The organism is Cellulosimicrobium sp. AB352 (assembly GCF_049538415.1).
Taxonomy (GTDB): Bacteria; Actinomycetota; Actinomycetes; order Actinomycetales; family Cellulomonadaceae; genus Cellulosimicrobium; species Cellulosimicrobium funkei.
The window spans coordinates 205,590-230,934 of sequence record NZ_JBMVFX010000003.1 but is presented as its reverse complement, the minus strand read 5'-3'; the positions used below and the strand labels follow the sequence as shown (position 1 = coordinate 230,934).

General features: G+C 74.4%; 26 protein-coding genes. 13 read left to right on the top strand and 13 right to left on the bottom strand.

Features of this window, described 5'->3' with window-relative positions:
- Positions 1–705 precede the first annotated feature (705 nt).
- From ACPCUX_RS03995 to coxB, 3 genes are read right to left on the bottom strand one after another with little or no spacing between them, the layout of a single operon-like run.
- Complete coding sequence (locus tag ACPCUX_RS03995) at positions 706–1,104, bottom strand: cytochrome c oxidase subunit 4 (RefSeq protein ID WP_043658950.1); 399 nt, start codon at positions 1,102–1,104, stop codon at positions 706–708.
- The gene (gene ctaD / locus ACPCUX_RS03990; RefSeq protein ID WP_021482036.1) at positions 1,101–2,924 is read right to left on the bottom strand and encodes a cytochrome c oxidase subunit I; all 1,824 of its coding nucleotides are present in this window, start codon (positions 2,922–2,924) and stop codon (positions 1,101–1,103) included. The genes ACPCUX_RS03995 and ctaD overlap by 4 nt, the downstream gene beginning before the upstream one ends.
- Positions 2,924–3,844: a cytochrome c oxidase subunit II gene (gene coxB, locus ACPCUX_RS03985; protein ID WP_021482035.1), complete on the bottom strand. Its 921-nt coding sequence runs from the start codon at positions 3,842–3,844 to the stop codon at positions 2,924–2,926. The genes ctaD and coxB overlap by 1 nt, the downstream gene beginning before the upstream one ends.
- A 401-nt stretch (positions 3,845–4,245) precedes the next feature.
- Between coxB and ACPCUX_RS03980 the strand changes: the two genes are divergently transcribed.
- Both ACPCUX_RS03980 and ACPCUX_RS03975 read left to right on the top strand, forming a co-directional pair.
- Entirely contained in the window at positions 4,246–5,391 is a 1,146-nt protein-coding gene (locus ACPCUX_RS03980; protein WP_415296265.1) for a cysteine desulfurase family protein, read from the top strand.
- Positions 5,388–5,684, top strand: coding sequence for a sulfurtransferase TusA family protein (locus ACPCUX_RS03975; RefSeq protein WP_415296266.1), 297 nt, complete (start codon positions 5,388–5,390; stop codon positions 5,682–5,684). Before ACPCUX_RS03980 ends, ACPCUX_RS03975 begins: the two co-directional genes overlap by 4 nt.
- 110 nt (positions 5,685–5,794) lie before the next feature.
- On the opposite strand, the gene erpA is transcribed toward ACPCUX_RS03975, so the two are convergent.
- Positions 5,795–6,145, bottom strand: a complete 351-nt coding sequence (erpA, locus tag ACPCUX_RS03970) for an iron-sulfur cluster insertion protein ErpA (protein WP_043658948.1) — start codon at positions 6,143–6,145, stop codon at positions 5,795–5,797.
- A 187-nt stretch (positions 6,146–6,332) separates the two neighbouring features.
- Between erpA and ACPCUX_RS03965 the strand changes: the two genes are divergently transcribed.
- On the top strand, positions 6,333–6,761 hold the full coding sequence (locus ACPCUX_RS03965; protein WP_415296268.1) for a VOC family protein: 429 nt from the start codon (positions 6,333–6,335) through the stop codon (positions 6,759–6,761).
- Between the two features lies 1 nt (position 6,762).
- On the opposite strand, the gene ACPCUX_RS03960 is transcribed toward ACPCUX_RS03965, so the two are convergent.
- The gene (locus tag ACPCUX_RS03960) at positions 6,763–7,980 is read right to left on the bottom strand and encodes a glycerate kinase (RefSeq protein ID WP_423388197.1); all 1,218 of its coding nucleotides are present in this window, start codon (positions 7,978–7,980) and stop codon (positions 6,763–6,765) included.
- Positions 7,981–8,118: 138 nt separating this feature from the next.
- On the opposite strand from ACPCUX_RS03960, the gene nadA reads away from it, so the two are divergent.
- Together nadA and ACPCUX_RS03950 are read left to right on the top strand one after the other, a co-directional pair.
- Positions 8,119–9,327 (top strand): quinolinate synthase NadA, encoded by a 1,209-nt coding sequence (nadA, locus tag ACPCUX_RS03955; protein ID WP_043658512.1) that lies wholly within the window; start codon positions 8,119–8,121, stop codon positions 9,325–9,327.
- Between the two features lie 56 nt (positions 9,328–9,383).
- A complete protein-coding gene (locus ACPCUX_RS03950; protein WP_391515344.1) occupies positions 9,384–9,983 on the top strand; it encodes a DJ-1/PfpI family protein in 600 nt (199 codons plus the stop codon).
- A gap of 37 nt (positions 9,984–10,020) precedes the next feature.
- Here the strand turns inward: ACPCUX_RS03950 and ACPCUX_RS03945 are convergent, their stop codons facing one another.
- Positions 10,021–10,386: a DUF3817 domain-containing protein gene (locus ACPCUX_RS03945; RefSeq protein ID WP_241769880.1), complete on the bottom strand. Its 366-nt coding sequence runs from the start codon at positions 10,384–10,386 to the stop codon at positions 10,021–10,023.
- Positions 10,387–10,479: 93 nt separating this feature from the next.
- Here ACPCUX_RS03945 and ACPCUX_RS03940 point away from each other — a divergent pair, with 93 nt between their 5' ends.
- Positions 10,480–11,010, top strand: a complete 531-nt coding sequence (locus ACPCUX_RS03940; RefSeq protein WP_396051980.1) for an acyl-CoA thioesterase — start codon at positions 10,480–10,482, stop codon at positions 11,008–11,010.
- A 49-nt stretch (positions 11,011–11,059) separates the two neighbouring features.
- The gene (locus ACPCUX_RS03935) at positions 11,060–11,899 is read left to right on the top strand and encodes a hypothetical protein (protein ID WP_391515339.1); all 840 of its coding nucleotides are present in this window, start codon (positions 11,060–11,062) and stop codon (positions 11,897–11,899) included.
- A gap of 37 nt (positions 11,900–11,936) precedes the next feature.
- Here the strand turns inward: ACPCUX_RS03935 and ACPCUX_RS03930 are convergent, their stop codons facing one another.
- Positions 11,937–13,346 carry a dipeptidase gene (locus ACPCUX_RS03930; RefSeq protein ID WP_370512500.1) on the bottom strand — a complete coding sequence of 470 codons (1,410 nt, stop codon included), beginning with the start codon at positions 13,344–13,346 and terminating at the stop codon, positions 11,937–11,939.
- Positions 13,347–13,420: 74 nt separating this feature from the next.
- Between ACPCUX_RS03930 and ACPCUX_RS03925 the strand changes: the two genes are divergently transcribed.
- A complete protein-coding gene (locus tag ACPCUX_RS03925) occupies positions 13,421–14,014 on the top strand; it encodes a DUF3043 domain-containing protein (RefSeq protein ID WP_043658508.1) in 594 nt (197 codons plus the stop codon).
- 50 nt (positions 14,015–14,064) lie between these two features.
- Positions 14,065–15,078 (top strand): aldo/keto reductase family protein, encoded by a 1,014-nt coding sequence (locus ACPCUX_RS03920; RefSeq protein WP_061269428.1) that lies wholly within the window; start codon positions 14,065–14,067, stop codon positions 15,076–15,078.
- A 58-nt stretch (positions 15,079–15,136) separates the two neighbouring features.
- Here ACPCUX_RS03920 and ACPCUX_RS03915 read toward each other — a convergent pair whose 3' ends face one another.
- The gene (locus ACPCUX_RS03915; RefSeq protein ID WP_423388196.1) at positions 15,137–15,904 is read right to left on the bottom strand and encodes a YczE/YyaS/YitT family protein; all 768 of its coding nucleotides are present in this window, start codon (positions 15,902–15,904) and stop codon (positions 15,137–15,139) included.
- 62 nt (positions 15,905–15,966) lie between these two features.
- On the opposite strand from ACPCUX_RS03915, the gene ACPCUX_RS03910 reads away from it, so the two are divergent.
- Positions 15,967–17,478, top strand: coding sequence for a PLP-dependent aminotransferase family protein (locus ACPCUX_RS03910; RefSeq protein WP_423388195.1), 1,512 nt, complete (start codon positions 15,967–15,969; stop codon positions 17,476–17,478).
- Positions 17,479–17,587: 109 nt separating this feature from the next.
- Here ACPCUX_RS03910 and ACPCUX_RS03905 read toward each other — a convergent pair whose 3' ends face one another.
- From ACPCUX_RS03905 to ACPCUX_RS03890, 4 genes are read right to left on the bottom strand one after another with little or no spacing between them, the layout of a single operon-like run.
- Complete coding sequence (locus ACPCUX_RS03905) at positions 17,588–17,797, bottom strand: hypothetical protein (protein WP_076405433.1); 210 nt, start codon at positions 17,795–17,797, stop codon at positions 17,588–17,590.
- A complete protein-coding gene (locus tag ACPCUX_RS03900; RefSeq protein ID WP_163186877.1) occupies positions 17,794–18,906 on the bottom strand; it encodes a quinone-dependent dihydroorotate dehydrogenase in 1,113 nt (370 codons plus the stop codon). The genes ACPCUX_RS03905 and ACPCUX_RS03900 overlap by 4 nt, the downstream gene beginning before the upstream one ends.
- Complete coding sequence (locus tag ACPCUX_RS03895; RefSeq protein ID WP_051028504.1) at positions 18,903–19,436, bottom strand: hypothetical protein; 534 nt, start codon at positions 19,434–19,436, stop codon at positions 18,903–18,905. Before ACPCUX_RS03895 ends, ACPCUX_RS03900 begins: the two co-directional genes overlap by 4 nt.
- A 16-nt stretch (positions 19,437–19,452) precedes the next feature.
- Positions 19,453–19,809, bottom strand: a complete 357-nt coding sequence (locus ACPCUX_RS03890; protein ID WP_034652936.1) for a hypothetical protein — start codon at positions 19,807–19,809, stop codon at positions 19,453–19,455.
- Between the two features lie 89 nt (positions 19,810–19,898).
- On the opposite strand from ACPCUX_RS03890, the gene ACPCUX_RS03885 reads away from it, so the two are divergent.
- A complete protein-coding gene (locus tag ACPCUX_RS03885; RefSeq protein WP_034652934.1) occupies positions 19,899–21,404 on the top strand; it encodes a leucyl aminopeptidase in 1,506 nt (501 codons plus the stop codon).
- Between the two features lie 83 nt (positions 21,405–21,487).
- Here the strand turns inward: ACPCUX_RS03885 and ACPCUX_RS03880 are convergent, their stop codons facing one another.
- A complete protein-coding gene (locus ACPCUX_RS03880) occupies positions 21,488–21,844 on the bottom strand; it encodes a hypothetical protein (protein WP_043658675.1) in 357 nt (118 codons plus the stop codon).
- 215 nt (positions 21,845–22,059) lie between these two features.
- On the opposite strand from ACPCUX_RS03880, the gene lpdA reads away from it, so the two are divergent.
- Together lpdA and sucB are read left to right on the top strand one after the other, a co-directional pair.
- Positions 22,060–23,442 carry a dihydrolipoyl dehydrogenase gene (lpdA, locus tag ACPCUX_RS03875; protein WP_034652939.1) on the top strand — a complete coding sequence of 461 codons (1,383 nt, stop codon included), beginning with the start codon at positions 22,060–22,062 and terminating at the stop codon, positions 23,440–23,442.
- Between the two features lie 30 nt (positions 23,443–23,472).
- Positions 23,473–25,305, top strand: coding sequence for a 2-oxoglutarate dehydrogenase, E2 component, dihydrolipoamide succinyltransferase (gene sucB, locus ACPCUX_RS03870; RefSeq protein ID WP_137281114.1), 1,833 nt, complete (start codon positions 23,473–23,475; stop codon positions 25,303–25,305).
- Positions 25,306–25,345: the final 40 nt, after the last annotated feature.

Here is a 25,345-nt window from a genome sequence, read left to right as displayed (position 1 = left end):
CAACCTCGTTCTCGGCGGCCGCCCAGGGCCACGACCCGGTCAGTCCGCGGTCGCCGACAGGTGGCGCGTCATGTCGCTGGGCGCAGAGCGTCACCGACGCCGTCCCAGGCCGTCACGATGCTCCGGCGCGCTCCAGCGGCTGCCCGACCCCGCCCACCACGCACCACGCACCACGCACCGTCCCGCGCTGAATGTCTGGACGAACATGCCCCAGCCACGCGGAGAGCGACCCGGTCCGTGCCCGGAGCGCCGTCGTGACGGCTTCCCACCTGCGCCCGGCGGGAGGCCACCCTGGCGCGAGGCCACCCCGGCACGGGCGCTCCCGCACCGGCGTAGTCGCTCTCGCCCTGCGTGGGCGCTCCCGCCCTGCGTGGACGCTCCCGCCCCGGCGTGGACGCTCCCGCCCCGACGTGCACGCTCCCGCCCCGACGTGCACGCTGCCAGCCTGACTTGGGTGCTTCTGCGCCGCCCTGCGCGGCTCCAGCCCAGGCGTGGGTGCTCCTGCGCCGCCCTGCGCCGCTCCAGCCCCGGCGTGGGCACCAGCCCGGCGTAGAACGCCACCACGCTGCCGGAGCGCGCCACAAGGAACGGCTCCGGCACTCACACACACGTGCCTTCGACCCCATGGGCGCGCCCCACGACCCTCCGCAGACAGCAGGACGGCCCGACCCCCGCGAGGGGATCGGGCCGTCCGGAAGAGGTGCGTCAGTGCGCGTGCTGGCCGCGGGAGAACTCGAAGACCCAGCCGACGAGGGCGACCGCGCTCATCGCGATCCCCACGTAGACCAGCCACCAGCCGACCGCGAGGCCCAGGAAGACGATCGCAGCCGACGCCGCGATCGCGAGCGGCCACCAGCTCCACGGGGCGTACACGCCCTGGTCGCCGGCACCCTGCTCGATGAGGCCGTCCGGGTCGTCCTCGGGCCGCGCGTCGATCCGCTTGGCGGTGAGCGCCAGGTAGGCGCCGATCATGCCCGACAGACCTGCGGTCAGGAGGAGCGCGGCGCTGCCGACGGGCTCCCAGCCGCTCCAGAGCCCATACACCACGCCGATGAGCGCGAAGAAGGGCGTCAGGAAGATGAACAGCTTGTACTCGACCTTCACTTGCCGGCCTCCTCGTCCGTGTCACCCGTGCGCGGCTCGTCGATGATGATCGTCGACGTCGAGTCGCTGCCTGCCTGCTTGTCGCCGAGGCGGTCGAGCGCGACGCTCTTCTCACCGCGGCGGTCGGCCTCCCCGTAGACCTTCTCCAGGACGTTGGGGTTCGGCTCCGCGTGGTCCATCGCCGCGACCTCGGGGTGGTGCAGGTCGAACGCGGGCGACTCGGAGCGGATGCGCGGCAGCGACGTGAAGTTGTGCCGCGGCGGCGGGCAGGACGTGGCCCACTCGAGCGAGCGGCCGTAGCCCCACGGGTCGTCGACCTGGACCTTGGGCGCGTTGCGCCAGGTCGTGTAGACGTTCCAGAGGAACGGCAGCGTCGACGCGGCGAGGATGAACGCCCCGACCGTCGAGACCTGGTTCTCCCACGTGAAGCCGTCGGACGGCGCGTAGTCCGCGTAGCGGCGCGGCATGCCCTCGACGCCCAGCCAGTGCTGGATGAGGAACGTCATGTGGAAGCCGATGAAGAGCAGCCAGAAGTGGACCTTGCCAAGGCGCTCGTTGAGCATGCGCCCGGTGAACTTGGGCCACCAGAAGTAGAAGCCGGCGAACATCGCGAACACCACGGTGCCGAACACGACGTAGTGGAAGTGCGCCACCACGAAGTACGAGTCGGACAGGTGGAAGTCGAGCGCCGGGCTGGACAGGATGACGCCCGTGAGACCGCCGAAGAGGAAGGTCACGAGGAACCCGATCGACCACAGCATCGGTGTCTCGAACGTCAGCTTCCCTCGCCAGAGGGTCCCGATCCAGTTGAAGAACTTCACGCCGGTCGGCACGGCGATGAGCATCGTCATGAAGGCGAAGAACGGCAGGAGGACCGCGCCGGTCACGTACATGTGGTGGGCCCACACGGTGACGGACAGCGCCGCGATCGCGATCGTCGCGTAGACGAGGCCCTTGTAGCCGAAGATCGGCTTGCGGGCGAAGACCGGGAAGATCTCGGACACGATGCCGAAGAACGGCAGCGCGATGATGTAGACCTCCGGGTGCCCGAAGAACCAGAACAGGTGCTGCCACAGGATGGCGCCCCCGTTCTCGGGGTTGAAGATCTGGGCGCCGAGGCGCCGGTCGGCACCGAGTGCGAAGAGCGCGGCGGCCAGGGGCGGGAACGCCATGAGCACGAGGAGGCTCGTGATGAGCGTGTTCCACGTGAAGATCGGCATGCGGAACATCGTCATGCCGGGCGCGCGCATCGTGATGATCGTCGTGATGAAGTTGACCGCACCGAGGATCGTGCCGAAGCCGGCGAGCGCGAGCCCGAACACCCAGAGGTCTCCCCCGAGCCCTGGACTGAACGTCGTGTTCGACAACGGCGCGTACGCGAACCAACCGAACGAGGCGGCGCCCTGCGGCGTGAAGAAGCCGGCCGAGGCGATGAGACCGCCGAAGAGGTAGAGCCAGTACGCGAACATGTTCAGTCGCGGGAACGCGACGTCCGGCGCACCGATCTGCAGCGGCATGATCACGTTCGCGAACCCGGCGAAGAGCGGGGTCGCGAACAGCAGCAGCATGATCGTGCCGTGCATCGTGAAGAGCTGGTTGTACTGCTCCTTGCTCTGCACGATCTGGATGCCGGGCTCGAAGAGCTCCGCACGGATCACGAGGGCCATGAGGCCGCCGATGCAGAAGAAGATGAACGACGTGATCAGGTACATGTACCCGATCGTCTTGTGGTCGGTGGACGTGACCCACTTGATCACGGTCCGCCCGAGGGTCTGACGCCGCGGCGCGAGACCGGGGATGACTTCGGCCTGCGCGACCATCAGTTCTCACCCTCCGTGGTAGCGGTGACAGGGTTCGGGTCCTGGAGACGGCTGAAGCCCTCCACCGGGATCTGACCCTCCTGGCCCTTCTCGCGGAGCGCCTCCATCTGCGCGTCGTACTCCGCGCGGTCGACGACCTCGACGTTGAACAGCATGCCGGAGTGGTGCTCGCCGCAGAGCTCGGCGCACTTGCCGGCGTAGACGCCCTCGCGCTCCGGGGTGACCACGAACTCGTTCGTCCGGTGCGGGATCATGTCGAGCTTGTAGAGGAACGCGGGGATCCAGAAGGAGTGGATGACGTCGCGCGACTGCAGCTCGAACCGCACCGACTCACCGACGGGCAGGTAGAGCGTCGGCAGCGCCGCCGCCGTGCCCGGGGCTCCGTCGATCGTCGCGTCGTCGGTCATGGTGTCGCCGACGTCCGCCAGGTGCTGGCCCGTCTCGTAGACGTCGTCGTCCACGTAGTTGAAGTCCCAGCTCCACTGCTTGCCGATGACCTGGACCGTGAGGTCGGACTCGACGTCCTTGTCCACGATCGCGCTCATGTCGCGGTCCGTGTAGAAGAAGAGGACGAGGACCATGAGGATCGGCACGGCCGTGTACATGATCTCGAGCGGCAGGTGGTAGCGCGTCTGCACGGGGAGCTGGTGGTCGTCCTTGCGCTTGCGGTACGCGGCGACGCACCACAGCATCAGGCCCCACGTGATCACGCCGACGATGAGGGCCGCGATCCAGGAGCCGGTCCACAGCGACGTGATCCGGGCGGTCTGGTTGGTCACCTCCCCGTCCTCGTAACCGGGCAGGAACCCGCGCTGGACGGTGTCGGTGGCGCAGCCGGACGCCACCGCGGCGACGGCGACGGCGAGGGCCGTCGCCCGCAGGATGGTGCGCCGTGTGCGGCTAGGGGGTTGCGAGTGCAAGGGGGGCCTTTCACGTCACGTCCTGCCCGTGCCCGTCTTTACGAGCCCAGCACAGGACCTTCGTCCTCGACACACGAAGCCTAGCGCGGGATTCCGCCCTTCGTGGCCCGGAACGCGCTGCGGACGGGCGAGATGCGGCACACGTCGTGGCCGGTCAGGGGTGGGTTCGCCACACCCGTCCCGAGTCTGTCAGATCCTTGCCACACCGTCGGCCCACCGAGCAGCACGGTAGCGTGCCGGTAGGACCTTCGGACTCCCGGAGGCACCTCGTCGCGGGGCGCGCGAGCGCAACGATCCGACGCCGTGCGCCGGACCCCGACCGGCGCCCCGCGCCCGCTCGGGCCGTCTCAGCCCGGCCGTCCTTCGCTCCACGACGGCCCCGCCCGCGCCCTGGAGGCCATGTGACACACACCACCCCCGATCGCCGGGTCCTGCTCGACAACGGGGGGCACGCCCCCTGGCACCCGCTCGCGCGCGAGGCCTTCGACCGCGCGCTCGACGACGGCTGGGCCGACCCCCGACGTCTGCACGCGGAGGGCAGGCGTGCCGCGGCCCTGCTCGACGGCGCCCGCGAGGCCGTCGCCGCCGCGCTCGGCGCGCGCACGGAGGATGTCGTCTTCACCGCCAACCACACCGCGTCCCTCCACACGGCCGTCGCCGCGCTCGCCGGCGCGCGTCACCGCGCGGGGCGACGGGTCGTCGTCGGCGCCGTCGAGCGTGCCGCCGTCCTGCACGCCGCCGAGCACGGTGGCCTGGAGCGGGAAGTCGTCGGGGTGGACGGGTCCGGCCGCGTCGACGCCGCGGAGATGACCGACGCCGTCGGTCGCCCGGGCGTGGCGCTCGCCGCGCTCCAGGCCGCCAACGGCGAGGTGGGGACGCGTCAGCCGGTCGCGGCCGTGCACGAGGCGGCGCGGCGGGCGGGGGTCCCGCTGCTCGTGGACGCGGGGGCCACGCTCGGGCACGACGTCGTCCCCGAGACCTGGGACGCGCTCGCCGCCGACCCGGCGGACTGGGGCGGCGGTCCGGGCATCGGTGTCCTCGCGGTGCGTTCCCGCGTCCGACGGCGCAGCCCGTTCCCCGAGGACGCGGACCCGTGGGCACCCGGCGGGGTGTCCGTCCCGGCGGCGTTCGCCGCGGCCGTGTCGCTGCAGGCGGTGCTGGCCGACCGGGACGCGGAGGACGCGCGGCGTCGGGCGCTCGTCGACCGCGTGCGGGCACGGGTCGCGCAGATCCCCGACGTCGAGGTGGTCGGCGACCCGGTCGACCGGCTCCCCCACGTCGCGACCTTCTCGTTCCTCTACGTGGACGGCGAGGCGCTGCTCACCGACCTGGACCGCGAGGGCGTCGCCGTCGGCTCCGGGTCGGCGTGCACGTCGAGCTCGCTCGAGCCCTCGCACGTCCTCGCGGCGATGGGCGTGCTCACGCACGGCAACGTGCGCGTCGCCCTGGACCGCTCGACGACGGAGGACGACGTCGAGCGGCTGCTCGCCGCCCTGCCGGACGCCGTCGCCCGCGTGCGCGCGGCGCTGGGGGTGCAGGGTCTGTGACCGGCGCTCCCCCGCCCTTGCCGGCGTCCGGCGCGTCCGGCGACGCGGGCGCGGCCGGCGACGTGGTCGACGCGCGCGGGCTGCGCTGCCCGCTCCCCGTGATCCGGCTCGCCGCGGCGGCGCGCGACCTCGCACCGGGCGCTCGGCTCACCGTGTGGTCGACCGACCCGGCCGCGCGCCTCGACGTCCCCGCGTGGGCGCGGATGCGCGGGCACACGGTCGTGGGCGAGGAGCAGCTCCCCGGTCAGGGAGAGGCCGAGGCCTGGGCGATCACCGTCGAGATCGGCGGCTGACCCCGCCCGAGCTGGGCGGCCCGACCCGCGGACGACGCGAGCCCGGCCACCCGCGGACGGGTGACCGGGCTCGTGCGGTCCGGTGGCGTGCGCGCGGCACGCCGGACAGCTCAGCTGAAGGAGCCGCCGCAGGCGCAGGCGCTGCCCGCGTTGGGGTTGTCGATCGTGAAGCCCTGCTTCTCGATCGTGTCGGCGAAGTCGATCGTCGCACCCTCGAGGTACGGGACGCTCATCTTGTCGACCACGACCTCGACGCCGTCGTAGTCGCGCAGCGCGTCGCCGTCGAGCACGCGCTCGTCGAAGTAGAGCTGGTAGATCAGGCCGGAGCAGCCGCCGGGCTGCACCGCGACCCGCAGGCGCAGGTCGTCGCGACCCTCCTGCTCGAGGAGCGTGCGGACCTTGTCCGCGGCCTCGTCGGTCAGGTTGACGCCGTGCGTGGCAATGTCGGTGGTCTCGCTCATCTCGTCTCCGCGCTGTCGGGGGCAGTGCTGCCCCGGTGGTGGCCGGCTTCTCGGATCTCTCGAGAGAGATCCCGTCAGGTCCTCAACACCACACGTGCCGGTGGTGTTCCCGAGTCTACGACCCCGCGCGGGACTAGGGTCGAACGGGCCTCGCCGCACGGGGCGCGAGGGTGACGACGGAGGACCCATGGACCAGGCGGTGCACTTCGTGACGGTCGCGACGCGAGACCTCGGCGCGGCCCGACGCTTCTACGGCGCGCTCGGCTGGGAGCCTCGGCTCGACGTGCCGGGCGAGATCGTGTTCTACCGGTCCGCGGCCGGCCAGCTCCTCGGCTTCTTCGACGCGGCGAGCTTCGCGCGCGACGCCGGTTCGGCCGGGGCGCCGGCCGCGACCACGGGTGTGACCCTGTCGCACAACGTCGGGTCGCGCGACGCCGTCGTCGAGCTGGTGGACGCGATGGTCGCCGCGGGCGGGACCGTCCGCAAGGAGCCGCAGGAGGGTGAGTTCGGGGGCGTCTTCCACGCCCACGTCGCCGACCCGAACGACCTCGTGTGGGAGATCGCGCACAACCCCGCGTGGTCCGTGCGCGCGGACGGCGACGTGGAGCTCGGCTGACTCAGCCGCGCGACCACGTGCGCGCGACGCGCTCCACGAGGTCGCGCGGGTCGCCGTCACCCCACGCGTACGCGCCGCTGAGCCCTGCGGCCGCCTGCTCGCGGCGGCCCGCGACGACCGCGCGCGCGACGACCACCACCGGGAGCGCGTGCCGCGCCGCCCGGCCGGACACCTCGCGGACGGTCCCCTCGCCGAGCTCGTGCGCGCCGAGCTCGTCCGCGAGCACGACGACGACGTCCGCGGCCGCGAGCCGCGCGTCGAGCCCGACGTCGTCCGCCACGACCCGCAGCGCGGGCACGAGCCTGCCGCCCAGCGCCGCGACGGCGAAACCCAGCCCTCCCCCGCTGCCCGCTCCTGGCAGCCCGGCGAGGCGGCGGCCCGCCGTCGCGCCCGCGAGCAGGTCGCGCCCGACGATCCCGTGCTCCCCCGGCCCGGCCGCGTCCGCGCGGTCGACGGCGGCGGCGACGTCGTGCGCGACCGCACCGAGGGCGCGCTCGAGGTGCTGGGCCACCAGCGGGTCGACGCCGCGCGCGTCGAGGGTCGCGCTCGCGCCGTGCAGACCGAGGAGCGGGACGTCCGACGCGACGGCCGCCACGAGGTCGGTGCCGCCCAGCGCGGCGCGCGCGGCGCGCACGACGTCCGCCAGCCGGGCGGGCGCGAGGTCCGGCGCGCCTCCGGCCGACGGCGGCTCGCCCGCGAGCGCCAGGAGCGCCCCGAGGCCCGCGTCGTGGCTCGTGCTGCCCCCGGTCGCGAGGACGACCCGGCCGGGGTCCGAACCCACCCGGGCAGCGTCGACCGCGAGCGCGAGCAGGTGCCCGACGGCGGTCGACGAGCGGGCGGGCACCGTCGTCGACGTGCCGTCGGCGTCGACGACGACGGCCTCCCCGGTGGCCGGGACCTGGGACACGTCGACGACGACGGTCCGGGCCTGCGCGCCCTCGTGCGGCGAGGACGCGCGCCGTCGGACGGCGACCGGGACCTCCGCGCCGCCCGGGCCCGGCACGACGCCCGCGAGGACCTCGGGCGCGACGGGGGCGAGGGCGTCGAGGAACGCGGGCCCCGATGCCGCGAGGGGCACGGTGTCCACGGCGCCGTGCGCGGACCACCACGAGGCGACGTCGGCGAGGCTCGGTCCGGCGGCAGTCGGCACGACGTCGCGGCCCGGCCACGCGCCGTCGGGCGGGGGCGGGACGGCGGACCCGGTGAGCAGCACGCGCATGCCCGGATTGTGCCAGCCCGGGCGCGGTCCGGCGGGTCGCGCCGGGGCGCGCCGAGTCGGGGTGGGAGGGCCCTCTCCGTCTCCGCGGCGCTGTGCGACGATGGTCCCGTGAGCACCGGGAGCACCTTGCTGTCGTCCGTGGGCGGTCCGAGCACCGCACGCCCGGGCGGTTTCGTCGAGCCCAGCCCGTCCGCCCTGCTCCTGCTGGGGCAGGGCCGCGACCTCGCGTCCGAGCGGGGCGTCGAGTGCGTGGGCGACCTGCCCGCGCCGAGCGACCCCGACCTGGTCGAGCGCGCCCGCGCGGCGCGCGCCGCGCTGGGCGAGCGGGCGTTCGTCCTCGGCCACCACTACCAGCGTGACGAGGTCATCGACTTCGCCGACGTCACGGGCGACTCCTTCAAGCTCGCGCGCGAGGCGGCCGCCCGCCCCGAGGCGGAGTTCATCCTGTTCTGCGGCGTGCACTTCATGGCCGAGAGCGCGGACATCCTCACCTCCGACGCGCAGCAGGTCGTGCTGCCGGACCTCGCGGCGGGCTGCTCGATGGCGGACATGGCCGCGATCGACCAGGTCGAGGACGCGTGGGACGTGCTGCAGGAGGTCGGCATCGCCGACTCGACGATCCCCGTGACCTATATGAACTCCTCGGCCGCGATCAAGGCCTTCACGGGGCGCCACGGCGGCACGGTGTGCACGTCGTCGAACGCGGAGGTCGCGCTGCGCTGGGCGTTCGACCAGGTGGGCGGCGTGGACGGCACGGGCAAGGTCCTGTTCCTCCCCGACCAGCACCTGGGGCGCAACACCGCGGTGCTCAAGCTCGCGATGTCGCTCGACGACTGCGTCGTGTTCGACCCGCGCAAGCCGAACGGCGGCCTCACCGACGCCGAGCTGCGCGACGCGCGCATGATCCTGTGGCGCGGGCACTGCTCGGTCCACGGGCGGTTCTCGGCGAAGAACGTCGACGACGTCCGCGCGGCCGTCCCGGACGTCAACGTGCTGGTGCACCCCGAGTGCAAGCACGAGGTCGTCACGGCGGCGGACTTCGTCGGGTCGACGGAGTACATCATCAAGATGCTCGACGCCGCCGAGCCGGGCTCGGCGTGGGCGATCGGGACCGAGCTCAACCTCGTGCGCCGCGTCGCGCGGGCGCACCCGGACAAGCAGGTGCACTACCTCGACTCGACGGTGTGCTTCTGCTCGACGATGAACCGGATCGACCTGCCGCACCTCGTGTGGGCGATGGAGTCGCTCGTCGCCGGTCGCGTGGTGAACCGGATCGTCGTGGACGCCGACGACGCGCACTGGGCGCGCGTCGCGCTCGACCAGATGCTCGCCCTGCCCGGCCTCTAGGCGCGCGGGCAGGAGCGGTCGAGGCCCTCGGGACGCGGGGGCGCGCGGAGGTGGCCATGGGAACGGGCAACGGGACGAACGTCGGGATCTTCGTCTTCGACGAGGCCGAGGAGCTCGACGTCGCCGGGCCGTTCGAGGTGCTGTCGGCCTGGGCCGAGCACTCGGTGCTCAAGCCCCAGGTGTCGACGTTCTCGTGGGACGGCGGCGGCGTGCGGCTCGCGAAGGGCCTCCGGCTGCTCCCCGACCGCTCGGCGGACGACGTCGGCCCCCTCCACCTGCTCGTGTACCCCGGCGGTCGCGGGACGCGCCCGCTGCTCGCCGACCGCGTGCACCTCGAGTGGCTGCGCGCGATGCGGGCGCGCACCCCGGTGATCGCGAGCGTCTGCACGGGCTCGCTCGTCCTCGCCGCGGCGGGGCTCCTCGCGGGCCGGCCCGCGACGACGCACTGGGCGCACTACGACGAGCTCGCGCGGATCGACCCGAGCGTCGTGGTCGACACGGAGGCGCGCTACGTCGACGACGGCGACGTCGTCACGTCCGCCGGCGTCTCCGCGGGGATCGACATGGCGCTGCACCTCGTCGCGCGCCTGGAGAGCGACGACGTCGCACGCGCCGTGCGGCGCGGGATCCAGTACGACCCCGACCCGCCGGTCTGAGCGGTCAGCCCGGTCTGGGGTCAGCCGACCCGAGCGGTCAGCGGCGCGCGTAGCGGCCGGTGCGGTGCGCCCAGACGTCGAAGAGGACGGTGCAGAACGGCGGGACGGTCGCGGCGAGCGCGAGGAAGGTCGTCCAGAGCGACCAGCGGACGCGCACGGCGACGAGCACGGCGAGCGCGACGTACACGAGCACGAGCGCCCCGTGGACGGGCCCGAAGATCTCCACGCCGCGCTCGGTCGTCCCGGCGACCCACTTGAGGTACATGCCGACGAGCAGGCCGGCCCAGGAGAACGCCTCGGCGATCGCGACCGCGCGGAACGCGCGGACCTGCCACGGGTGCGGGGCGGGCGACCCGGTGTCGGCGGTGGCGGTGGGGCGAGGGGCGGGGCTCGTCGTCGTCACGGCGCGCATCCTCGCACACCGACCTGGAGGGGCGTCCCCCGCCGTCGGTGCCGGATACCCGATACCGCTGGTGCGGGGTAGTAGCCTGCCCCGGTGACCCGCCAGATCCAGCTCCTCGTCGCCAGCACGATGCCGCGCAAGGCCGTGCCGGGCCGCGGCGTCCTCGAGCCGTCCGTCACCCGCATGCGCGTGCGCCCGGGCGACCTCGACTTCTACCTGCACGTGAACAACGGGACGTATCTCCAGATGATGGACGTCGCGCGCAGCAACTTCATCGCCGACCTCGGCGGGTTCCCCCTGCTCAAGGACAAGGGCTGGTACCCCGTCGTCGCGGCGTCGACCATGAAGTACCGCCGCTCCCTGCAGCTCGGGGACCGCTTCGAGATCACGACGCGCGTGCTCGGGTGGGACGAGCGCGTCGTGTACCTCGAGCAGGTGTTCACACGCCGCGGGGACCTCTGCGCGCGCGGGCTCGTCGCCGGGCGCTTCCTCGCGCGCGGGTCGGGCGACCGGATCGCCGCGCCCGACGTCGTCGGGCTCCTGGGCGGCGACGTCGCCGCCCCCGAGCTCCCGGAGGACGTCGCCCGGTGGGCCCGGGCGGTCGACGTCGCGCACCGCGGCTGACACCCGGGGCGCCCTGTACCGGGCGTGGGCCGGGTGCTTCGATGGGTCGGTGACCGCCGACCGAGAGCACGACCACCCAGCGGCCGACCCGTTCGACGCGACCATGGTCCCGGCCCTGCCCTGCCGGGACATCGACGAGGTGCGCGACTTCTGGACCGCGCTGGGCTTCGACGTCACCTACCGCCAGCTGCGACCCAACCCCTACCTCGCGGTGCGACGCGGCGGCGTCGACATCCACTACTTCGGCCTCGACGGGCTCGCGCCGCAGGACAGCTACAGCACGTGCATCGTCGTCGTGGACGACACGGCGCCGGTCTTCGAGGCGTTCGCCGCGGGGCTCCGCGCCCGTTACGGACGGCTGCCGCTCACCGGCTTCCCGCGCATCACCCGTCCACGGCGGCGCGCGAACGCGGGCGGCACGACCGGCTTCAGCCTCGTCGACCCGGCGGGCAACTGGGTCCGGGTCATGCGCCGCTCCCCCGCTGCGGACGCCTCCACGGACACCTCTACGGACACCGCCACGGACACCTCTCCGGGCGCCGCGGGCGACTCCTCCGCCGGCGCCTACGCCGCACGCCCCGAGGGACGGCTCGCCCGGGCGCTGGACGACGCCGTCGTGCAGGCCGACTCGCACGGCAACCCCGCCCAGGCCCGCAAGATCCTCGCAGGGGCGCTCCGGCGCGCCGGGGAGGACGTCGGCGCCGCCGACCGGGTGCGGGCCCTCGCCTACCTCGTCGAGCTCGCCGCGCGCACGGACGACGCCGCCGCGGCGCGCACGTACCTCGACGACCTCGACGCGCTCGCAGGCACCCTCGACCCGGAGGTGCGCGACGCCGTCGGTCCCGCGCTCGCCGAGGCGGCCGACGTGCGGGCGACGCTCCCCGGCTGACCGGGGAACGCCGCCGCGCGGAGCCAGACGTCGCGAGTCAGGCGACCGCGCCGCCGAGCCGCGCGAGCAGGAGCGCCTCGGCGAGCACCACCTTCTCCAGCTCGCCGAGGTGGACGGACTCGTTCGCGCCGTGCGCGCGCGAGTCCGGGTCCTCGACGCCCGTGACCAGGATCGCCGCGCCGGGGAAGACCTCGAGCAGGTCGGCGATGAACGGGATCGACCCGCCGATGCCGATGTCGACCGGGTCGGTGCCCCACGACGTCGCGAACGCCCACCGCGCGGCGCGCATCGCCTCGGAGTCGCCGGGGGCGAGGAACGGCTTGCCCTGCTCGCCGTCGCGCACGGTCACGCGCGCGCCGAACGGCGCGTGCGACTCGAGGTGCGTGCGCAGCGCCGCCATCGCGGCCGCCGGGTCCTGGCCGGGCGCGAGCCGCACCGAGAGCTTCGCGGTCGCGCGGGGCGTGAGGGTGTTCGACGCGTGCGCGACGCTCGGCGCGTCGAGCCCGATCACGGCGATCGCCGGCTTGGTCCACAGCCGCCCGGCGATGCTGCCCTCGCCCGCGAGGACCGTGCCGTCGAGGAGCGAGGAGTCGGCGCGGAAGTCGGCCTCGGCGTAGTCCACGGTCGGCTCGTCCGCGGTGGCGAGCCCGGGCACGGCGACGTTGCCCGCGTCGTCGTGCAGCGTCGTGATCAGCCGCGCGAGCAGCGTCACGGCGTCGAGCACGGGGCCGCCGAACATGCCCGAGTGCACCGCGTGGTCGAGCACCGCGACCTCGACCTCGCAGTCCACGAGCCCGCGCAGCGACGTCGTGAGCGCAGGCACGCCGATCTTCCAGTTCGAGGAGTCGGCGACGACGATGACGTCGGCCGCGAGCAGGTCGCGGTGCTGCGTGAGGAACGGCAGGAACGTCGGCGAGCCGATCTCCTCCTCGCCCTCGACGAACACCGTCACCCCGACGGGGAGGTCGCCGATCTCCAGGAGGGCGCGCAGCGCGCCGAGGTGGGCCACGACGCCCGCCTTGTCGTCGGCCGCGCCGCGGCCGTAGAGACGGCCGTCGCGCTCGGTCGGCTCGAACGGGTCGGTCTCCCACGTGCCGGCGTCGCCCGGGGGCTGGACGTCGTGGTGCGCGTACAGCAGCACGGTCGGGGCGCCGTCGGGCGCCGGGCGGCGCGCGACGACGGCGGGCGCGCCCTCGGTGCCGTCCTCGGCCCGGGCGCGCAGCACCTGGACCTCGGGCAGTCCGGCGTCGCGCAGGAGCGCGGCCACGGCGTCGGCGCTGGCGGCGACGTGCGCCTGGTCGAACGCGGCGTTCGAGACGCTCGGCACGCGCACGAGCGACTCCAGGTCGGCGCGCAGCGCCGGGAAGAGCCGGGCGACGGTCTCGCGGAGCGTGGTCGCGAGGGCGGTGCCGGGCGCGGGGGCGGTGGGTTCGGGTGAGTTCGTCACGACCAGCACGGTACGACACCGCGCGGCCCCGGACCCGCGTCCAGGCACCCCGTCGGCTCGACTACCCTGGAGGGGTGTTCTCCCGCAACAAGGCCGCCGCGACCCCCGCCGCCCCCGACCCCGTCGAGGAGGCGGCCGAGATCGAGCGCGCCGGCAAGGGCCGCCCGACCCCTAAGCGCAAGGTCTCCGAGGCCGCGAACAAGCGTCCCCTCGTGCCGAACGACCGCCGCGCCGCCGCGAAGTCCGCGCGGGAGAAGCAGCGCGAGATGCGTGACCGTCAGTACCAGGCCATGCAGACCGGCGACGAGCGCTACCTGCCGCCGCGCGACAAGGGCCCGGTCAAGCGCTACGTGCGCGAGTACGTCGACGCCCGCTGGAACCTCGGTGAGTTCTTCCTGCCCGTCGCCCTCGTCTTCATCGTGTTCTCGTTCCTCACGGCGCGGAACCAGGAGCTCGCGTTCCTCACGGTCATGACGCTGTACGTCATCGTCCTGCTCACCGTCGTCGACGGCTTCATCATGTGGCGGCGCCTGCGCAAGCGCCTCCTCGCGAAGTTCGGCGACATCCCCAAGGGCACGGTCATGTACGCGGTCATGCGGGCGTTCCAGCTCCGCCGCGCGCGGCTGCCCAAGCCGACGCACAAGAAGCACGGCGTCTACCCCGAGTGACGACGGCGCCCGGCCCCGCGAGCGGCCGGGCCCGCGGCTAGGTTGGGTCCATGCCCACCTACCGCTACCTCGGCAACTCGGGTCTCAAGATCTCCGAGATCACCTACGGCAACTGGCTCACCCACGGCTCCCAGGTCGAGAACGACGTCGCGACGGCGTGCGTGCACGCTGCCCTCGACGCCGGCATCTCGACGTTCGACACCGCGGACGTCTACGCCAACACGAAGGCCGAGCAGGTGCTCGGCGACGCCCTCAAGGGCCAGCGACGCGAGTCGCTCGAGATCTTCACGAAGGTCTACTGGCCGACCGGCCCCGGCGGCCCCAACGACACCGGCCTGTCGCGCAAGCACGTCATGGAGTCGATCAACGGCTCCCTCAAGCGGCTCGGCACCGACTACGTCGACCTCTACCAGGCGCACCGGTACGACACCGAGACGCCGCTCGAGGAGACGATGCAGGCGTTCGCCGACATCGTGCGCCAGGGCAAGGCCCTGTACATCGGCGTCTCCGAGTGGACGGCGGACCAGATCCGCGCGGGCCACGCGCTCGCGCAGGACCTCGGGTTCCAGCTCATCTCCTCCCAGCCGCAGTACTCGATGCTGTGGCGCGTCATCGAGGACGAGGTCGTGCCGACGTCGCGCGAGCTCGGGCTCTCGCAGATCGTCTGGTCGCCCATGGCGCAGGGCGTGCTGTCCGGCAAGTACCTCCCTGGGCAGCCGCTGCCGGCGGGGTCGCGTGCGACCGACGACAAGGGCGGCGCGCGCATGATCCAGCGCTTCCTCACCGACGACGTGCTCACGCGCGTGCAGAACCTCCGGCCCGTCGCGGACGAGCTGGGCCTGAGCATGGCGCAGCTCGCGATCGCGTGGGTGCTGCAGAACGACAACGTCGCCGCGGCGCTCGTCGGGGCGTCGCGCCCCGAGCAGGTCGCGGAGAACGTCAAGGCGTCAGGCGTGACGATCCCGGCCGAGCTCATGGCCCGGATCGACGAGATCCTCGGGGGCGCCGTCGAGCGCGACCCGGGCAAGACGGCGGAGAACGCCCCGCAGGGCCGCGTCGCCTGACGCACGCCACCGCACGCGACGACGGCCCCGGCAGCACGCCGGGGCCGTCGTCGTCTCCTCACCGGCCGGACGCGGGCATGCCTCCCTCGTCCGGCCGGGGACCTGCGATCGCGGGGACGGGCTCCCACGACAGGTTCTCGACGTCCGACGCGGGCTCGCCGTCCGCCGCCGCCTCGGAGGCCGCGCTCTCGCGGCCGTGGCTACGCGCGGGCGCGTGCACGGCCGGGGCGGTGACGAGCCCGCGCGGCGCGAACCAGCGCGCCGTGAGCTGGACGATCGGCCCGACGGCGAGCGCGTAGGCGACCGTCGCCCAGCCGAGCGTGCCGCCGAGCGCCCAGCCCAGCGTCACGACGACGACCTCGAGGAGTGTCCTCACGAGCCGCACCGACCAGCCGGTGCGCGCCACCAGGCCGGTCATGAGTCCGTCGCGGGGTCCCGGGCCGAGCCGCACGCCCAGGTAGGCCGCCGTCGCGAGGCCGTTGAGCACGATGCCCCCGACGGCCAGGGCCACGCTCGCGGCGACGCCCGGGTCGGGCACGAGGCGCGTGACGAGCGCGATGGCCGGGTCGATCGTCAGCGTGATGACGACGACGTTCGCGACCGTACCGATCCCGGGCCGCTGCCGGAGCGGTATCCAGGCCAGCAGGGCCAGCACGCTCAGCGACCCGACGACGACACCGAACGGCAGCCCCGTGCGGCGGACGACGCCCTGGTGCAGCACGTCCCACGGCATCCCGCCCTGGCCCGCGTGGATCAGCAGCGCCATGGACAGCGCGTAGCCGAGCAGGCCGAGGAGGAGCTGGACGGTGCGGCGGGTGGGGCTCATGGGTGTCATCCTGACCGCCGAGTGGCATCGACATCCATAGCCAATCGCGAGAGAGTGGCCCCATGAGCCTTGCCCCGGCCGGGACGGTCGACGTCCACCGCCACCTGTCCCCCGCTGCTGCCGCGCGGCTGCTCGGCCGGTGGCACGCGGGCGGCCCCGCGTACACCGCCCTCGCCGACGCGCTGCGGGCCGCCGTCCTCGCGGGAACCCTCGCGCCCCACACGCGCCTGCCGTCCGAGCGCGACCTCGCCGTCGCGCTCGGCGTCTCGCGCACCACGACCGCCGCCGCGTACGGGCGGCTGCGCGAGCTCGGGTTCGCACGCTCGCGCACCGGCTCGGGGACCGTCGTCGTGCTTCCCCGCCCGAGCGCGCGCCGGCCCGCGGACCGCGCGGCCGGCGGCGACGCCCCGCCCGGGCCCGCGCCGCGCACCGCGCCGATCGACCTCGCCGACCTGTCGCAGGCGACCTCCGCCGCCCCGAGCGGCCTGCACGCCGCCTACTCGCGCGCGCTGGAGCGGCTGCCCGAGTACCTGTCCGGCGGCGGCTACGAGCCGTACGGCCTCGGCGTGCTCCGCGAGGCCCTCGCCGACCACCACACGCGCCGCGGCACGCCCACCACGCCCGACGAGGTGCTCGTCACCACGGGTGCCCAGCACGCCATCACCACGCTCGCCGACACCCTCCTCGGGGCGGGTGACCGCGCCGTCGTGCAGTCGCCCACGTACTACCACGCGATGGAGTCGCTGCGACGGGCGGGCGCGCGGCTGGTGCCCGTCCCCGTGGGCCGGGGCGACAGCGGGGCGCGGGGCGGCCACGACCACGACGCGCCGGGGTTCGACGTCGACCTGTTCGACTCGACGCTGCGCCAGGTCGCGCCGCGCCTCGTCTACCTCGTGCCCGACTTTCACAACCCGACCGCCTACACCCTCACGCCCGAGGAGCGGGCGGGCGTGCGCGACGCCGCGGCGCGCCACCGCGTGACCGTGGTCGGCGACGAGACGCTCACCGACCTCGACCTCGACGGCGACCCGGACGCCACCGGTCCGGTCGTGGAGCCGCTCGCGGGCGACGGCACCTCGCCGTACGTCGTCACGGTCGGCTCGGCGTCCAAGTCGTTCTGGGGCGGGCTGCGGGTCGGCTGGGTCCGCGCCCACCCGGACCTCGTCGCGCGTCTCGCGCGCACGCGCCAGTCGGCGGACATCGCCACCGCGGTGCTGGAGCAGCTCACCGTCGTCGAGCTGCTCGACGACGCCCCCGCGGTGCTCGCCGAGCGCCGTCGGACGCTCCGCGCGCAGCGCGACCTCCTGTGCGGGCTGCTCGCCCGGGCGCTGCCGCAGTGGCGCGTGGACGTGCCCGAGGGCGGTCTCTCGCTGTGGGTCGACCTGGGCGCCCCGGTCGCGCAGGCCCTCGCCGCCGCCGCGGCGGCCGAGGGCGTGCTCGTCAACGCCGGCCCGACCTTCACGCCCGACGGCAGCGCGGCCGACCGGCTACGCCTGACGTTCTCCCGACCGCCCGAGCAGCTCGAGCACGCCGTGGCACGGCTCGCCGCCGCGTGGGCCCGGGTCGCGGGCTGACGGTCCCCCCGGGACGACGGCGCGCGACAGGCTCGCGCGCCCGCGTCGCCCGCGTCGCCAGGGGCGGACCCGCCGGCCGTGCGTCCGGGTCAGGAGGCGGGCGACCCGGTCAGGGGACGCGCAGCTCCACCGTCGCCGTCGCCTGGCTGCCGTCGTGCAGGAGCCGGGCGGCGGCAGCGCCCTCCGCGGCGAGGCTCCGCCAGGTCTCGCCGAGCCACTGCTCGGCGTCGTACTGCGTCGTGAAGACGGGGCTCACCGGCGAGGCGAGCGCGCGCCCCTCGGCGTCGTCGAGCTCCCAGACCCACTGCGGCCGGATCATCGTGCCTCCTTCGCGTCGGCGCCCCGCACGTGCGCGCCGGGCTCGGGGTGCCGCGCGAGCGAGCGGTTGATCCGCGCCGCCCACAGCGGGCCCTGGTAGAGGAACCCGGTGTACCCCTGCACGAGGTCCGCGCCCGCGTGCAGGTAGTCGCGCGCGTCGTGCGCGGTGGTGATCCCCCCGACGCCGATGATCGCGCGCTGCGGCCCGAGCCGCTCGCGCAGGCGCGCGACGACGGCCAGGCCGCGCGCGCGGACGGGCGGGCCCGAGAGGCCGCCGGGCCCGCGGTCGTGCCCGATCGTCGTGTTCACGGCGACGACGCCGTCGAGGTCGAGCTCGTCCACGAGGTCGGCGACGGCGTCGACGTCCTCGTCCGCGAGGTCCGGGGCGATCTTGACGAGCAGCGGCACCCGGTCGACGCCCGCGTCCGCCGTGGCCGCGTCGGCCGCCTCGCGCACGGCCACGAGGATCGGCCGCAGCGACTCGACCTCCTGGAGGTCGCGCAGGCCCGGGGTGTTCGGGGACGACACGTTCACCACGAGGTAGTCCGCGTACGGCGCGAGCAGGCCCGCGCTCGTCGCGTAGTCCGCGGCCGCCTCCTCGGCGGGCGTGACCTTCGTCTTGCCGATGTTCGCCCCGACGAGCACGGCCCGCCCGCCTCGCGTCGAGCGCAGGGCCGCGAGCCGGCGCGCGGCCGCCGCGGCGCCCTCGTTGTTGAACCCCATGCGGTTGCGCACGCCCTGGACGTCGAGCTCGCGCCACAGGCGCGGCCGCTCGTTGCCGGGCTGGGCGTGCGCCGTCACGGTGCCGATCTCGACGAACGCGAAGCCGAGCATCGTCAGCCCGCGCACCGCCCGGGCGTCCTTGTCGAAGCCGCCCGCGAGCCCGAACGGCGCCGGGAAGACCTTGCCGAGCACCTCGACGCTCCCCCGGCCCCCCGCCGCGCGGCCCAGGTAGGGCGCGAGCGCCCCCTGGACGACGTCGCGCAGCACGGGCACGCGCCCGGCGAACCCGATGAGGTCGAACGCCACGTGGTGCGCCCGCTCGGGGTCCATCCGGCGGAACACGGTGTCGAAGAGGAGGCCGTAGAGGAGCGGTCGGCGGCGGGTCATGCGGCGTCCTCCGGGGCGTCGGTGGCGGGGGTGGTGGGGGGCGGGGTGGTCGCGCCGGGCGCGGCGGGCCGGGTGCGCCAGAGCCACCAGAGCCCGACGAACGGCAGCACGAGCGGGACGTAGCCGTAGCCCTGGCCGAAGCCCGACCAGACGGTCGCGCGCGGGAAGGCCTCGGGGTCGGCGAGCGAGAACGCGCCGACGGTCAGGACGCCGACGAGCTCGACGCCCACGGCGAGCCACGCGACGCGGCGCGCGACGCGGCCGCCCCGCGCGAGGGCGATCGTCGCGACGACGTAGACCGCCGCCGCGAGCGCCGACAGCGCGTAGGCGAGCGGCGCCTCGTGCCAGTCGCGCAGGAGCTGGACCCCCGCACGGGCGGTCGCGGCGAGCGCGAAGATCCCGTAGACGGCGACGAGCACCCGGCCGAAGCCGCCGTTGGTGCGGCGCTGCCCCGACCGTGGGTCCGGGCGACCGCCCGCTGCGGGCGTCGCCGCCGGGTCCGCCCCGTCGGGGGCGGCAGGTGCGCTCATGGCGTGGGCCTCCAGGTCAGGCGTTCCAGATCTGCCACAGCCGCCACTCGAGGAACGCGACCGTGAGCGCGGCGACCGCGAGCACGACGGAGCTCCAGCGCGAGCGCTCCGCGAACGCCCACAGCGCGGCGACGGGCAAAATGACGAGTGCGGTCACGAGGTAGCCCCACAGCAGGACCGGGTCGGTGGGCGCCGTCCCGGTCGCGCCGAGCACGCCGAGCACGACCGCCTGCACGAGGATCAGCCCCTCGATCACCGCGGCGCCCCACAGCTGGCGCAGGATCACCGCGCGGTCGCGCGCGACGAACACGACCGCCCAGGCGGCGAGCGCGACGCACGCCGCGACCACGAGGAGCAGGAGGGGGAGGACCACGCCGCCGAGCGTACCGGGGGCGGTGGGCGCCGCGGGAATCGTCCACAGGCCCGGCGGACCCCGCGGGCGGCCGGGGATAGCATCGCGGGGTGGCTGAACTGACCGTCTCCAGCAAGAATCCCGCCGGTGCCAAGGTCGACGCGCTCGTCGTCGGCACCCACACGACGTCCGACGGCGTCGCGATCGTCGGGGGCGACCTGCCCCGTCCGGTGGTCGCCGCCCTCGAGGACCTCGCACCCGCGCTCGGCATCACGGGCGCCGCCGACGAGGTCCGCAAGGTCCCCGCCGGTCCCGACCTCAAGGCGGGCGTGCTCGTGCTCGTGGGCCTCGGCGCCCGTCGGGCCGACGGCACGTTCGGCGCCGAGGCGCTGCGCCGTGCGGCAGGGGCCGCGCTGCGCGCGCTCGCCGGCACCGCGTCGGTCGCCGTCGCGCTGCCCGTCGAGGACGACGCGCAGCTCGCCGCCGTCGCCGAGGGCGCGCTCCTGGGCACGTACACGTTCGCGCGCTACCGCACGGGCGAGGCCGCGACGTCGGCCGGGAGCCGTCCGCCCGCGACCGTCGAGATCCTCGCGGCGAACGCGCGCAGCGCCGCCGCGAAGGCCGCGGTCGAGCGCGCGACGGTCGTCGCCGCCGCCGTGAACGCGACGCGCGACCTCGTCAACGCGGCGCCGAACGACCTGTACCCGGCCGCGTTCGCCGACGTCGCGAAGCAGGCCGTCAAGGAGTCCGGCGCCAAGGGCCTCAAGGTCACCGTGCTCGACGACAAGGCGCTCGCCGCGGGCGGGTACGGCGGCCTGGTCGGCGTGGGCCAGGGCTCGGCGCGCGGGCCGCGCCTCGTCAAGGTCGCCTACACGCCGTCGCGCCCTGCGGCGAAGGTCGCGCTCGTCGGCAAGGGCATCACGTTCGACTCGGGCGGCATCTCCATCAAGCCCGCGAAGGGCATGGAGGCGATGAAGTCCGACATGGCCGGCGCCGCCGCGGTGCTCCAGACCGTCGTCGCCGCCGCGCGCCTGGGCCTGCCCGTGGCGGTCACGGGCTGGCTGTGCCTGGCGGAGAACATGCCGTCCGGCACCGCGCAGCGCCCGTCCGACGTCATCACGATCCGGGGCGGCAAGACGGTCGAGGTGCTCAACACCGACGCCGAGGGCCGCCTCGTCATGGCCGACGGCCTCGTCGCGGCGGTCGAGGAGAAGCCCGACGTCGTGCTCGACGTCGCGACGCTCACCGGCGCCCAGATGGTCGCGCTCGGCAACCGCGTCTCGGCGGTCATGGGCGCCGACGACGTGCGCGCGGAGGTCGTCGCGGCGGCCGACGCCGCGGGCGAGCAGTTCTGGCCGATGCCGCTGCCCGAGGAGCTGGGCGCGTCGCTGAAGTCGAAGGTCGCGGACCTCGCCAACATCGGCGACCGGTTCGGCGGGATGCTCGTCGCCGGGCTGTTCCTCCAGGAGTTCGTCGGCGAGACCCCGTGGGCCCACCTCGACATCGCCGGCCCCGCGTTCAACGAGGGCTCCGCGCACGGGTACACGCCGGTCGGCGGCACGGGCGTCGCCGTCCGCACCCTGCTGGGCCTGGTCGAGGGCCGCGCCCGCCGCTGACCCAGCCCCGCCGAGCAGGTGGTCCTGGTCCGTCCGGTCGCTCCGACGGACCAGGACCGCCTGCTCGCCCGGCGGACAGCCCCTCAGGAGCTCCTGCGCTGGCGCGAGTTCCAGTCCCGCATGCGCTGCGGGTACCCGGTGAAGCGGACGTTGTAGACGGGCACGCCCAGCGAGCCGGCGACGTCGAACGCCGTCTTCTCGTCCGGGACGCGCCGTCGCGTCCACTCCCCCGTCGTCGCGATGAGCAGGAGCGTCGCGCCCGTGTCCGGCGTGGGCGGCTCGACGTACGCCTCGACGCCCACGCGCGTGCGCACGAACTCCTGCAGGTGCGCGAGCGTCGCGCGGCGGGCGTCCGACGGCGCGGCCGCGGCGCCGCCCGGCGACGAGGTCGTCGCGGGACGGCGGGAGAACAGGCTGGACAGCTTGGGCAGCCGGGGCACAGCGGCAGGGTACAGCGTGACCCTGGTCATACGGTGGGCACGCTGTCTCCATCGTCACAGCCGTACGGCCCAGGTTTCGATTGGGGAGCCCGTCCCCGAGGTGCCAAGATGGCTCCCGGAGAACGTTCACGCACCGTGGGTCAGCGGTTCCCGTCCGGCCCGCCGTCGTGCCGTGGACGCCCGCTCTCGCTCTCCCCTCGCTGAAGGAGTCGCACGTGGCCGAACCCGGCACACCATTCGACGTCGTCGTCCTGGGCGGAGGCAGCGCCGGCTACGCCACCGCGCTGCGTGCCGCCCAGCTCGGTCTCGACGTCGCGCTCGTCGAGTCGGGCCGGCTCGGCGGCACCTGCCTGCACAACGGGTGCATCCCCACCAAGGCGCTGCTCCACGCGGCCGAGCTCGCCGACGGCGCCCGCGAGGGCGCGAAGTTCGGCGTGCGCAGCACGCTCGAGGGCATCGACATGGCGGGGGTCAACGCGTACAAGGACGGCGTCGTCGCCGGTCTGTACAAGGGCCTCCAGGGACTCGTCTCCTCGCGCGGCATCACGTACGTCGAGGGCCACGGGCGCCTCGTGTCGCAGGACACGGTCGAGGTCGACGGCACCCGCTACACCGGCCGCCACGTCGTGCTCGCCACCGGCTCGTACGCGCGGTCGCTGCCCGGTCTCGAGATCGGGGGCCGGGTCGTCACGTCCGACCAGGCGCTGCGGCTCGACCGCGTGCCGAAGTCGGTCGTCGTGCTCGGCGGCGGCGTCATCGGCGTCGAGTTCGCGAGCGTGTGGAAGTCGTTCGGCGCCGACGTCCAGATCGTCGAGGCGCTGCCCCACCTCGTGCCGAACGAGGACGTGGCGCTGTCGAAGGCGCTCGAGCGCGCGTTCCGCAAGCGGGGCATCGCGTTCTCGCTCGGCGACCGGTTCGCCGGCGTCAAGGAGACCGACTCCGGGGTCACCGTGGCCCTCGAGTCCGGCAAGACGTTCGAGGCCGAGCTGCTGCTCGTCGCCGTCGGGCGCGGCCCGCGCACCGCGGACCTCGGGTTCGAGGAGCAGGGCCTCACGCTCGACCGCGGCTTCGTGATCGTCGACGAGCGCCTGCACACGGGCGTCGGCAACATCTGGGCCGCGGGCGACATCGTCCCCGGCCTCCAGCTCGCCCACCGCGGCTTCGCGCAGGGCATCTTCCTCGCGGAGCAGATCGCGGGCCTCGACCCGACGCCGATCGTCGAGTCGTCCATCCCCCGGGTCACGTACTGCGAGCCAGAGGTCGCGTCCGTCGGCGTCACCGAGGCCGACGCCGCCGAGACGTGGGGGGCCGACCAGGTCGAGTCCCTCGAGTACAACCTCGCCGGCAACGGCAAGAGCAAGATCCTCGGGACGAGCGGCTTCGTCAAGCTCGTGCGCCGCAAGGACGGTCCCGTCGTCGGCGTGCACATGATCGGCGCCCGCGTCGGCGAGCTCGTCGGCGAGGGCCAGCTGATCGTGGGCTGGGAGGCGTACCCCGAGGACGTCGCCGCCCTGGTCCATGCCCACCCCACCCAGAACGAGGCACTCGGAGAGGCGCACCTGGCCCTGGCCGGCAAGCCTCTGCACGCCCACAACTGACCCCAACGATCGAAGGAGACCAGGCAGGTCATGTCTGAGAACGTGCAGATGCCGGCCCTCGGCGAGTCCGTCACCGAAGGCACCGTCACCCGTTGGCTCAAGTCGGTCGGCGACACCGTCGCCGTCGACGAGCCGCTGCTCGAGGTCTCGACCGACAAGGTCGACACCGAGATCCCGTCGCCCGTCGCGGGCACGCTCGAGCAGATCCTCGTCCAGGAGGACGAGACCGTCGAGGTCGGCGCGAACCTCGCCGTGATCGGCGACGGCTCGGGCGGTGGCGGCTCCGCGCCGGCCCCCGCCGAGGCCGAGACCGAGGCTCCGGCCCCGCAGGCCGCGCCGGAGCCGGAGCAGCCGGCCGCCCAGGAGGCGCCCGCCGCCCCCGCGCCCGCCGAGCAGCCCGCGCCGTCCGGCGACTCCGCCGGTGGCGGTGAGGAGATCAAGCTCCCGGCGCTCGGCGAGTCCGTCACCGAGGGCACCGTCACGCGGTGGCTCAAGTCGGTCGGCGACACCGTCGAGGTCGACGAGCCGCTGCTCGAGGTCTCGACCGACAAGGTCGACACCGAGGTCCCGTCGCCCGTCGCGGGCACCGTCCAGCAGATCCTCGTCCAGGAGGACGAGACGGTCGAGGTCGGCGCCGTGCTCGCGATCGTCGGCTCCGGTGCCGCCCCGGCCGCGGCCCCCGCCGCTCCGGCCGAGCAGCCCGCGCAGGAGGCGCCGAAGCAGGAGGCTCCGAAGCAGGAGGCTCCGAAGCAGGAGGAGGCGCCGACCGAGGCGCGCACCCCGGCGAGCGAGGCGGACGTCCCCGCGCAGGCCGCGCAGGAGGAGACGCCCGCCCCCGCGACGAGCGCCCCCGCTCCGGCAGCCGAGAAGCCGGCCGCGCCGTCGGCTCCTGGCGCGACCCCGGCCCCGGCCGCCAAGGCCGGCGGCACGTACCTCACGCCGCTCGTGCGCAAGCTCGCCGCGGACAAGGGCGTCGACCTCTCGTCCCTCACGGGCACGGGCGTCGGCGGCCGCATCCGCAAGGAGGACGTGCTCGAGGCAGCCCGCAAGGCCGAGGAGGCCAAGGCGGCGCCCGCCGCTGCCGCACCGGCCGCCCCCGCGGCCGGTGGCGCCCCGAAGAAGGCGTCGGTCCCGGCGGTCTCCCCCCTGCGCGGCACGACCGAGAAGACGAGCCGCCTGCGCAAGCTGGTCGCCAGCCGCATGGTCGAGGCGCTGAGCACGCAGGCCCAGCTCACGACGGCGGTCGAGGTCGACGTCACGCGCGTCGCCGCCCTGCGCAACCGCGCCAAGGCGGACTTCAAGGCACGCGAGGGCGCGAACCTCACGTTCCTGCCGTTCTTCACGCTCGCCGCGGTCGAGGCGCTCAAGGCCTACCCGAAGATCAACGCGACCTTCGCCGAGGACGAGATCACCTACCACGGCCAGGAGAACGTGGGCATCGCGGTCGACACCGAGCGCGGCCTCGTGGTCCCCGTCATCAAGGACGCGGGCGACCTCAACCTCGCCGGCATCGCGCGCAAGATCGCCGACCTCGGCGCGCGCACGCGTGCCAACAAGGTCGGTCCGGACGAGCTCGCGGGCGCCACGTTCACGATCACGAACACCGGCTCGGGCGGCGCCGTCTTCGACACGCCGATCGTCCCGGTCGGCCAGGTCGCGATCCTCGGCACGGGCACGATCACGAAGCGCCCCGTCGTGGTGACGGACGTGGACGGGAACGACACGATCGGCATCCGCTCGACGTGCTTCATCTTCCTGTCCTACGACCACCGCCTGGTCGACGGTGCGGACGCCGCGCGCTTCCTCACCACCATCAAGAACCGCATCGAGGAGGGCGCGTTCGAGGCCGAGGTCGGCCTCTGACGGACCCGCTCCGCGGCACCCGCCGCGGACCGCGCCGGCC

Bases quoted from the DNA above. Each gene is read 5' to 3' on its own strand.
- ACPCUX_RS03960 (WP_423388197.1), bottom strand. From the start codon at position 7,980: ATGCGCGTGCTGCTCACCGGGTCCGCCGTCCCGCCCCCGCCCGACGGC.
- ACPCUX_RS03965 (WP_415296268.1), top strand. From the start codon at position 6,333: ATGGACCAGGCGGTGCACTTCGTGACGGTCGCGACGCGAGACCTCGGC.
- ctaD (WP_021482036.1), bottom strand. From the start codon at position 2,924: ATGGTCGCGCAGGCCGAAGTCATCCCCGGTCTCGCGCCGCGGCGTCAG.
- ACPCUX_RS03905 (WP_076405433.1), bottom strand. From the start codon at position 17,797: ATGATCCGGCCGCAGTGGGTCTGGGAGCTCGACGACGCCGAGGGGCGC.
- ACPCUX_RS03895 (WP_051028504.1), bottom strand. From the start codon at position 19,436: ATGAGCGCACCTGCCGCCCCCGACGGGGCGGACCCGGCGGCGACGCCC.
- ACPCUX_RS03950 (WP_391515344.1), top strand. From the start codon at position 9,384: ATGGGAACGGGCAACGGGACGAACGTCGGGATCTTCGTCTTCGACGAG.
- erpA (WP_043658948.1), bottom strand. From the start codon at position 6,145: ATGAGCGAGACCACCGACATTGCCACGCACGGCGTCAACCTGACCGAC.
- ACPCUX_RS03900 (WP_163186877.1), bottom strand. From the start codon at position 18,906: ATGACCCGCCGCCGACCGCTCCTCTACGGCCTCCTCTTCGACACCGTG.
- ACPCUX_RS03910 (WP_423388195.1), top strand. From the start codon at position 15,967: ATGAGCCTTGCCCCGGCCGGGACGGTCGACGTCCACCGCCACCTGTCC.
- sucB (WP_137281114.1), top strand. From the start codon at position 23,473: ATGTCTGAGAACGTGCAGATGCCGGCCCTCGGCGAGTCCGTCACCGAA.
- ACPCUX_RS03915 (WP_423388196.1), bottom strand. From the start codon at position 15,904: ATGAGCCCCACCCGCCGCACCGTCCAGCTCCTCCTCGGCCTGCTCGGC.
- ACPCUX_RS03920 (WP_061269428.1), top strand. From the start codon at position 14,065: ATGCCCACCTACCGCTACCTCGGCAACTCGGGTCTCAAGATCTCCGAG.